Annotated in this window: 5 protein-coding genes and 1 pseudogene; 3 read left to right on the top strand and 3 right to left on the bottom strand. The window is 60.3% G+C overall.

The window, feature by feature from the left end:
• The 3 genes from JOZ76_RS17230 to JOZ76_RS17220 all read left to right on the top strand — a co-directional run.
• Window positions 1-790, top strand: a 790-nt coding sequence (locus tag JOZ76_RS17230) for an FAD-dependent oxidoreductase (protein WP_291700037.1), incomplete at its 5' end; no start/stop codon positions are given.
• Between the two features lie 188 nt (window positions 791-978).
• Window positions 979-1,410 carry a cupin domain-containing protein gene (locus JOZ76_RS17225; RefSeq protein WP_291700039.1) on the top strand — a complete coding sequence of 144 codons (432 nt, stop codon included), beginning with the start codon at window positions 979-981 and terminating at the stop codon, window positions 1,408-1,410.
• A 108-nt stretch (window positions 1,411-1,518) separates the two neighbouring features.
• Window positions 1,519-2,736, top strand: a complete 1,218-nt coding sequence (locus tag JOZ76_RS17220; RefSeq protein ID WP_291700035.1) for an MFS transporter — start codon at window positions 1,519-1,521, stop codon at window positions 2,734-2,736.
• On the opposite strand, the gene JOZ76_RS17215 is transcribed toward JOZ76_RS17220, so the two are convergent.
• The 3 genes and pseudogenes from JOZ76_RS17215 to JOZ76_RS17205 form a co-directional block, all read right to left on the bottom strand.
• A complete protein-coding gene (locus JOZ76_RS17215) occupies window positions 2,718-3,926 on the bottom strand; it encodes an FAD-binding domain (RefSeq protein ID WP_291700033.1) in 1,209 nt (402 codons plus the stop codon). The genes JOZ76_RS17220 and JOZ76_RS17215 overlap by 19 nt on opposite strands.
• Window positions 3,927-4,507: 581 nt before the next feature.
• Window positions 4,508-5,143, bottom strand: a complete 636-nt coding sequence (locus JOZ76_RS17210) for a response regulator transcription factor (protein WP_291700031.1) — start codon at window positions 5,141-5,143, stop codon at window positions 4,508-4,510.
• A 209-nt stretch (window positions 5,144-5,352) separates the two neighbouring features.
• Window positions 5,353-5,463, bottom strand: a pseudogene (locus JOZ76_RS17205) (DNA-binding response regulator); the annotation flags it as partial.

Raw genomic sequence — 5,463 nt, 5'->3', positions numbered from 1 at the left:
CGAGGTGACGATTCTCGAGGCCTTGCCGCAGTTGCTGCCGGCCATGGACGTCGATGCCGTGGCGCGCCTACGAACCGAAAGCGAGCGCATCGGAATCTGCTTCAAGACCCAAGTCGCCGTAAAGCGGATCGAACGCGCCGATGGACGTCTGAAAGTGATCTTCACCTGCGAAGGCGTGGAACACGTTGCCGAGGCCGATCGTGTCGTGAACGGCGCCGGCAGAATTGCCAACATCGATCAGCTTGACCTCGCCACCGGCAGGGTCGCGCACGACCATGGGCGCGTCGCAGTCGACGAGCACCTGCGCTCAGTGTCGAACCCGCGCGTCCACGTGTGCGGAGACGCTTTCGCGAACTCGCCCCAGCTCTCGCCGCTGGCAACCTATGAAGGCAATATCGTTGGGCGGAACGTCGTCGAAGGCGCAAGGCACAGCCCCGATTACGAGGGCATGGCCACCGCGGTGTACACGGTTCCTGCGCTTGCCGCTGTGGGGCTGACTGAGGCCGCAGCGAGGCAGAAGGGCCTCGCCGTCGACGTTCATGTCAACGACATGCTCGGATGGTTCTCGGCCAAGACTTACGGCGAAACTGTTGCCTGGTCCAAGATCATTGTTGATCGCGCAACCGATCACGTCCTCGGCGCGCACGTTGTCGGGCACGAGGGCCAGGAATTGATCAATGTCTTCGCTCTCGCCATCAAGTTCGGCATCACCGCGCGCCAGCTGAAAGACCACGTCTACGTCTATCCGACATTTTCGGCCGACATCAAGCACATGTTCGCGCATGCGTGAACCACGTATCGGATAGCGGCTCGCTATCGATTTGAAAGCCAGCCGGCATTTCCGCAACCAAGCGATTTCACGCATGCTGTCGATCAAGCCGGTCAGCAGACGCGGTTTACGAAAGAGGAGATCAGGACATGTTCATGCAAAGGATCAATTTTCGAGCACCGCGGCGGGTCTTTGTGCTTGCGTGTGCAATGGTCGGAGCGATGGCGGCAAGCTCGGCCGCGTTCGCGGGCGAATGCCCTGCCGACAAGATGAAGCCGAACGCCCGTGAGAAGGTCGAATACAAGCCGGTCGGCGTCACCGACGTCACGCTTGGCTCGATCGACCTCGGCAAGCAACCCGCGCATATTGAAGGTCGCGAGCTGCGTTTCCGCAAGCTCACGATCGAACCGGGCGGCATCGTGCCCTGGCACAGCCATGATGATCGGCCCGCGCTGATCTTCGTGCAGCAGGGCGAAATCGTGGAATACGCCAGCAACTGTGTCGATTCGATCGTGCACAAGGCGGGCGACCTCAGGGCCGAAGTCTACGGCACCTCGCACTGGTGGAAGAATCTCGGCAAGGAAACGGTCATTCTCTACGTCGGCGATGTCCGCAAGGATCCGGCCGACCACAACATGTAACGCGCGACGCACCTGGCACTCGTTGCGGAGGTGGCGCCTCGAGGCTGCCCCAGCCTGCCCCACGCCTCGGGCGCCACCTCCACCGCTCAGAACATCAAGGAGGGGTCGATGACCGACGTACCCGCGACCATGACCACAATGCAGGCGCAACGGCATTCGCCCGGTCTCGTGCTGCGTTCGATCATCATCGGTCTGATGGCGTTTCTGACCGTTGTTGACCTCTTCGCAACCCAGGCGATCCTGCCTTCCTTGACCAGGCACTACGGTGTAACGCCAGCGGCCATGGGCTTTGCAGTCAACGCGAGCACGATGGGTATGGCGATCGCAGGTGTGATCGTCGGGTTCTTCAGCCCTCGCATCGATCGCAGGTCAGGCATCCTTGCGAGCCTCATCCTGCTCGCGATCCCGACCAGCCTGCTCGCGACGGCCCCCGATCTCACCGTCTTCACGACACTGCGCGTCGCGCAAGGATTGTGCATGGCGTCCGCATTCACGCTGACGCTGGCCTATCTCGGCGAGCAGTGCAGCGCGGTCGATGCCGGCGGCGCATTCGCGGCGTACATCACCGGCAACGTCGCAAGCAACCTGATCGGCCGGTTCATTTCGGCGGCGGTGGTGGACAGCTTCGGGCTGGCAACGAACTTCTATTTCTTTGCCACACTCAACCTCGCAGGAGCGGTCCTGGTCTACTTCACGATCCACCGGGTCAAGCCAATGCATGCAATGCGCGTGGATCACTCCCCGTTCTCGGCCATGGTCGAGCATTGGCGCAATCCGGCGTTGCGTGCCACTTTCGGTATTGGCTTCTCCATCCTGTTCGCCTTCATCGGCACTTTCACCTATGTGAACTTCGTGCTGGTCCGGCCGCCGCTGGCGCTGGGCATGATGAGCCTTGGCCTCGTGTATTTCGTCTTCCTGCCCTCGATCCTGACGACGCTGCTCGCGGGCAGACTCGTGGCCATGTTTGGCACCCGGGCGTCGCTTTGGAGCTCTCTCGCAGTCGCGGGTATCGGCCTGCCTTTGATGTTGTCCGCTCATCTCGGGGCTGTGATGGGCGGAATGGTCCTGGTCGGAGTCGGTACGTTCTTCGCACAGGCGTGCGCCACCGGCTTTGTCGGGCAGGCAGCCAGATCGAACCGCGGTGTGGCCAGCGGGACCTATCTTGCCTGCTATTTTGCCGGGGGCCTCGTCGGAAGCGCGGTACTTGGTCAGCTGTTTGATCGTTTCGGATGGGCCGCCTGCGTCATGGGAGTCGGCGCCTCCCTGGTGCTCGGGTGCCTTCTTGCCGGGAGGCTCAGTCTGTCGAATCAAGCCGCAGTCGATTGATCGAGCGATGGCCAGCTGTAGTTCGGAAGCGGCAGGACATCGGCGATATCCCTACCCACGGCAACCTTCGATAACCCGGGGATCGCAAAGGCTTTGATCACCAGATTTCGGAAAAGCAAGCCGGCACGGGTTCCTGGCGCGAACGCGGCGGCGAAACGTTCCGCGCCACGCTGTTTTGCCTCGATGTAGGTCCGCAGCAGCGCTTCATATCGAGCAAACGCCTCCTGATATCGTCCCTCCCTTGCAGCTAATTCACCTGCCAGCACGTAGGCCGAGATCATGGCCAGCGCCGATCCCTGACCGGCCAGCAGCGACACGCAAAACGCGGCGTCGCCCACTAGTCCGATGCGACCTCGCGACCAATTTGGCATTCGGATTTGGCTAACGCTGTCGAAATAGAGCTCCTGCGCTCGATCCAGTTCAGCCACGATCCTTTCGCATTCCCAACCTCCGCGTCCATAAACCTCGCGGAGCAGTATTCTCTGTTCATCCGGCGAATCCGGAAGCGATGGGTTGGTCGATGCAAACACAAACAGAAATAAGGTGCGATTGTCGTGCAGCGTGAAGCGGCCAACCATCCGCCCCGGCTGGTTATACATCATATAGATATCCTCGTCGCGCGGACGATAGTCGTGCACCTCGAAAGCTGCGACTGTATAGCCGAGGCGTCGTTCGAACGACGACTGACGACCAAAGGCAAGGTTGCGAACGGCCGAATGCAGGCCATCCGCGCCGATGACCAGATCGAAGCGGCGCTCGCCCGCGCGCTTCAATTCGACTTTGACACAATCCGGCTTCTCATCAAGCCTGACGATTTCATCGCCGAATATGACCTCGGTACGGCCCTTGATCGTGTCGAACAGCAAATGCGACAAATCACTTCGCGCAAGCGTGACGTAGCGCCCGTCGGTCAGCTCGGTGAAGACCTTGGTGCCGAATCCGGCCAACCTCCGGCCTGCATCGCCCACGATGCGCAGTTCGCGCACGTGATAACCGTTCCCGTTGACCTCCGGCAGCAGACCCATGCGCTCGGCGATGTCGTAGCCAAGCCCCCAGAAATCGACGACATAGCCGCCGCGACGCAGGACGGGAGCACGTTCGAGCAGCGTCGGCTCGAAGCCGGAGGCATTCAGCCAGTACGCAAGCGTGGGCCCAGCAATTCCTGCACCTGAGATCAAGACAGTCTTCATCAGGCAGACTTAGGTAGCCTGAGAAGCTCCTCTATTGAACTTTGGTCCATGCAAGGAACTCGCAGCGGAGCGGCCAAATAGTATGCCGCAGCAGCCGAGAGCCTGACCGCGAGCCGCGATCCTGAAGCTTCAATTCGGGCAAGAACCACCGCCCGCGGCTCAGGCGCGGGAGATCGGTGAAATGAAGATTCTGATCGCCGATTTGAAGGCGAACCCTACGCCAGCGAACGCAAAAAACTTGCGGCCGAGGCCACCGACCTCATGCCAGGGCAGTGAAACACTTTCCGCTTAGCTTCTCTCCCGGCGGGGTTACGATCCGCGACGCATCCGCAACCAGCGGATCAGGTGCCGGAGCGCCCGATGGACGTCGCAGACTGGCTCAGGAGGCTGGGACCTGACCAGTACGCGCAGTTCTGGCGTTTCAGAAGAATTGTCAGCCGGTTCGAGACAGACGAACGCTAACGCTTTCCCCGACCGGACGAGACCAGTCGCTCCCCTTCAGACTTCTAGGCGAAGAGCCTGACCAATGAGGGCAGTCCCGGTGTTTGATCGAGGTTTGCAATCCTGGTCGTCCGACCGCCTCAGGGCGCAACCAACTTTTTGCGAATGGCGTACCGGACCAGTTCGGCTGTCGACGACGTCCCGAGCTTGCGCATTGCCGATGCGCGATGCGTTTCGACTGTTTTCACGCTAAGCTTCAGAATAGAACCGATGGACTTGTTGGTGTGTCCCTCCGCGATCAACTGAACAACGCTCTGCTCCCGCGAGGTCAGCAGCATTTTTGACTTGTTCTGCTTGTTGAGCTGGAAGTCGTGAAGCAATTTCTCGAGCAATACGCTAGTGAAGTAAGGCTGACCGTCGAGCAATGCCTCGATCGCCGAAATCAGGTGCTTCCTGGCATCCGATTTCAACAGAAATCCGCGGACCCCCGCCAGAAGGGCTTCGGTCAGGATCTCTTCATGTTCATGCATCGTTAGAACAAGCACCTGTGCGCGCAGATGAAGCAACTTGATGCGGCGGCTGACCTCGAGCCCGTTCATCAGAGGCATCGAATAGTCGACGATCACGACATCTGGTCTCAATTCCGAAGCCAATGTCACCGTCTGCTCGCCGTCGGCGGCCTCGCCAACGACAATCCAGTTCGCGTGACCTTCGATGATCGCGCGAAGTCCGGAGCGCACGACTTCATGATCATCCGCGATCAAGATGCGTTTCACTCGTCGTCCCTCGATAGCGCAACCGCACCCACCGGTCGGTCGAGGCCGACTACCGGCGCAAGCCCGTCCGATCATACTGATCGGTTTTTGATGGGTTATCCCACAAAACCCTTAAGATTTGCGGTGAGTGTACTGAGATCCACCTTGTACTCTGCAGACGGATCGCAACGCCGGACTTCACCTTGGCTCGTCCTTGGGCCAAGTAGACGTCAAGCATCGACAAGTCTGGCCCGAACCGCATACCGGACCAGCCCGGCGGTCGAATTTACGTCCAGCTTGCGCATCGCCGCCGCGCGGTGCGCCTCGGTCGTCTTGACGCT

Origin of the sequence: Bradyrhizobium sp., assembly GCF_019244115.1 — a bacterium.
Taxonomy (GTDB): Bacteria; Pseudomonadota; Alphaproteobacteria; order Rhizobiales; family Xanthobacteraceae; genus Bradyrhizobium.
The sequence above is the reverse complement of the archived record's forward strand: the minus strand, read 5'-3'. Positions and strand labels throughout refer to the sequence as shown.